4 protein-coding genes are annotated in these 3,520 nt (G+C 74.6%); all 4 read right to left on the reverse strand.

Annotated features, from left to right (window positions below; genetic code table 11):
• Nucleotides 1-1,744, reverse strand: a 1,744-nt coding sequence (locus VI078_05355) for a V-type ATP synthase subunit A (GenBank protein ID HEY5998714.1), incomplete at its 3' end; no start/stop codon positions are given.
• Nucleotides 1,741-2,088, reverse strand: a complete 348-nt coding sequence (locus VI078_05360) for a V-type ATP synthase subunit F (GenBank protein ID HEY5998715.1) — start codon at nucleotides 2,086-2,088, stop codon at nucleotides 1,741-1,743. The genes VI078_05360 and VI078_05355, both read right to left, overlap by 4 nt.
• A 13-nt stretch (nucleotides 2,089-2,101) precedes the next feature.
• Entirely contained in the window at nucleotides 2,102-3,160 is a 1,059-nt protein-coding gene (locus VI078_05365; GenBank protein ID HEY5998716.1) for a V-type ATPase subunit, read from the reverse strand.
• The coding region (locus VI078_05370; protein HEY5998717.1) for a V-type ATP synthase subunit E family protein at nucleotides 3,157-3,520 on the reverse strand (364 nt) is incomplete at its 5' end. The genes VI078_05370 and VI078_05365, both read right to left, overlap by 4 nt.

Consider the following 3,520-nt stretch of genomic DNA (forward strand, 5'->3'; position numbering starts at 1 on the left):
CGCGGGCGCGCGCCTCGGCCAGCGCCGCGTCCACGCTCGCGCGCAGCGCCGGCGCCGCCTCGGCGAAGGTCTCGTTCGGCAGCTCTCGCGCGCGGGTCAGCTCCTCGCGGACCTTGAGCCCCAGCAGCGTCTCGAGCGGGACCCCGTCCTTGAGCGCCCGCTGCACCTCGCGGTGGAAGTGCAGCAGCGCGCCGAGCAGCAGGTGCTGCTTGGCCGGCGGGCAGAAGCCGTCCACCTCGTGGTAGGCGTTCTGCGCGAGGAACCCCTCGCGCAGCAGCTTGGCGGTCTCGAGCACGAGGCGGTCGGCGTCGGGGATCGCGTCGGCGCCGACGAGCTGCACCACCTCCTGGAGCTCCTCCTCCTTCTGCAGCAGCGCCATCGCCTCGCGCCGCTGCGCGGCCCAGCCCGCGCCGGCCTCGCGCTCGAAGTGCGCGCGCAGGCTCTCCGTGTAGAGGCTGTAGCTCATCTTCCAGTTGATCGCCGGGAAGTGGCGCCGGTGGGCGAGCGAGGGGTCCAGGCCCCAGAAGCACCCCGCGACGCGCATGGCCGCCTGGGTCACCGGCTCCGAGAAGTCGCCGCCCGGCGGGCTGATCGCCGCGACGAGGCTCACCGAGCCGACGCGCTCGCTCTCGGCCAGCACGGCGGCACGGCCGGCCCGCTCGAAGAAGCCCCCGAGCCGGGTCGCGAGGTACGTCGGGTACCCCTCCTCCCCGGGCATCTCCTCGAGGCGCGAGGAGATCTCGCGCAGCGCCTCGGCCCAGCGCGACACCGAGTCGGCCATGAGCGCGACGCGGTAGCCCATGTCGCGGTAGTACTCGGCGAGCGTGATCCCCGTGTAGATCGAGGCCTCGCGCGCTGCGACGGGCATGTTGGAGGTGTTCGCGACGAGGATCGTGCGGTCCATGAGCGGGCGCCCCGACGCCGGGTCGATGAGCTTCGGGAAGTCGGTGAGGACCTCGGTCATCTCGTTGCCGCGCTCGCCGCAGCCGACGTAGACGATGATGTCCGCGGCGGCGAACTTCGCGAGCGTCTGCTGCACGACGGTCTTGCCGGTGCCGAAGCCCCCCGGGATGACGGCCGTGCCGCCGGCGGCGGCCGGGAACATCGTGTCGAGGATGCGCTGGCCCGTGATGAACGGCACCTCCGGGTCGAGCTTGCGGCGCACCGGCCGCGGCAGGCGCACCGGCCAGCGCTGCAGCAGCGTGAGCACGCGGCCGTCCTCGAGCATCACCGCGGGCTCGTCCACCGTGAGCGGGCCGGGGCGCACCTCGGCGATGGTCCCGGAGATGCCCGGCGGGACGAGGACCCGGTGGCGCACGGCGGCCGTCTCGCGCACGGTGCCCAGCAGCCATCCGGGCGCGACCGGCGTCCCCGGCGCCACCGCGGGCTCGAAGGGCCAGCGGCGCTCGCGCGACAGCGCCGGCACGTTGACGCCGCGCGCGAGGAAGTCGCCGGCGCTCGCGCGGATCCCCTCGAGCGGGCGCTGCACCCCGTCGTAGAGCGAGGAGAGCAGCCCCGGCCCCAGCTCCGCCATGAACGGCCGCCCCGTCCCCTCCACCGGCTCGCCGAGGCCGAGCCCCGCGGTCTCCTCGTAGACCTGGACGGTGGCCACGTCGCCGCGCAGGCGGATGATCTCCCCCATGAGGCCGAGCCTGCCGACGCGCACCAGGTCGTACATGCGCGCCCCCTCGAGGCCGCTGGCGTCGACGGCCGGCCCCGAGATCCGCACGATCCGCCCGCTCACGGCCGCCCCCCCTCCTGCCGCGTGATCCGCATCTGGAAGCCGATCGCCCGGCGGATGAGCGACTGCACGTACTCCTGCGTCATCTCCTCGCGCTGCCACGCGGCCGAGAGCGGCAGCGGGATGACGATCGGCACGCTGAGGCGCTCGAGCCGGCGGCGCATCGTCTCGCTGAAGCCGTCGAGGAAGCGCTGCGCCACGATGATCAGCGAGCACTCGCCGGCGTCGATCTGCGCCCGCAGCTCGCGCTCCGCCTCCTGCGCGGTGGCCACCGCCACGGCGTCGAGGCCCGCGAGGCGAAAGCCGACGGCCGAGTCCTGGTCGGCGATGACGCGGCAGGTCTTCATCGCGCCACCGTCTTCAGCCTTCGGCGATCATGAGCGCCTCGACCTCCGCGCGCGGGAGCGCGGCGTGCTTCCCGCGGGCGATGAGACGCAGGTTGGTGATCTCGTTCATCTTGCGCCAGAGATACGAGATCGTGAACGCGATCGACAGCGGCGCGCCCGCGCCGAGGCGCATCGTCGCGCGGACGAAGCAGGACTGCAGCGCGCGGTCGAGCGCGAAGAGCCGGCGCGGCTCGAGCTGCCGCGACGCCTGCCCGGCGAGGCAGTCGGCGTACGGCGAGCGCGGCAGCGCCGCGAGGAACTCGGCGACGCTCCGCGTGGCGCACAGCCGGCCGAAGACCTCGCGCCCGATCGTCCTGCCGCCGGGGATGAACGCCTCGTCGACCTCGGCCGGCGTCGCGCCGTGGTGCATCGCCCGCAGCGCGTAGCCGATGAGGATCACGTCGATCTCGCGCCGCAGCTGCCCGGCCACGACGGCGTCGTCCGGCTCGCCCGGGTCGAGCGAGCGCAGGCCCGCGGCGAAGAAGGCGCGGTCCATGGCGGTCTCCAGCACGTGCAGGTCGTTGCGGTCGCGGTAGACCGGGAAGGCGTCGCGCAGCGCCGCCGCGTACGGCAGCCGCCACTGGGCGAGCAGGTCCAGGGCGCCCTTGACGTCGCCCTGCCGCACCAGCTCCTTGAGCGCGGCCTCGTCGAGCCGCCCGAACGGCACGGTGCTCCCCATGATCCGCTCCAGCTCGACGTGGGCGTGCAGGCCGCGCAGCACCGTCTTGACGTTGAACAGCTCCCAGCGCCCGAGGACGAGGCCCAGCAGGTGCCGCGGCCGGCCGCCGGCGAGGCGCACGACGTGGTCGATCGTGCGCTGGAAGTCCAGGCGCAGCCCCTCCTCGACGCCGGAGATCCCCTTCGCCGCGGCCAACGCCTCGGCGACCGCCGCGCCGTAGGACGTCGAGCCGAGGAACGCGGTGAACTCCTCGAGGGACGCGGCCCCCAGCGCCAGATCCAGGTCGCGGCGCGCGACGAGCTGCCCCTGGAGGGCGCGCACGCGGGCGTTGACGTAGCCGAGATCCTCGATCACGGCCGCGCCCCTTCCGCGCCGAAGAGCAGCCGCCCCGCCTCCTGGAGCAGCAGCGGCCGGGCGTCCTCGAGGCGGTCCGCGAGGCCGTTGCGCACGACGCAGCGGCCCTCGGGGCCCAGCAGCGCCTCGACGCCGCCGAGCGGGAGGGGGGCCGTCTCGATCGCCGCCTCCGCCGACCGGCGCCGGAGGATCTCCTCCACGGCCCCGCGGTCCTCGGGGCGGCAACGGATGGTGACGGGGCCCGCGGCGTCCTCGAGGCATTCGTCGACAAGTCGGGCGAGCAGCGCTTCGTAGGCGGGGGTGCCGCGAAGGCCGACCAGGCGCTCCTCGAGCCCGCGCAGCGCCGCCGCGATGACCTCC

The sequence above is a fragment of the bacterium genome, from assembly GCA_036524115.1.
Lineage (GTDB): Bacteria > JAUVQV01 > JAUVQV01 > JAUVQV01 > DATDCY01 > DATDCY01.

Coding starts and splice junctions, on each gene's coding strand:
- VI078_05360 (HEY5998715.1), bottom strand. CDS start 2,088: ATGAAGACCTGCCGCGTCATCGCCGACCAGGACTCGGCCGTCGGCTTT.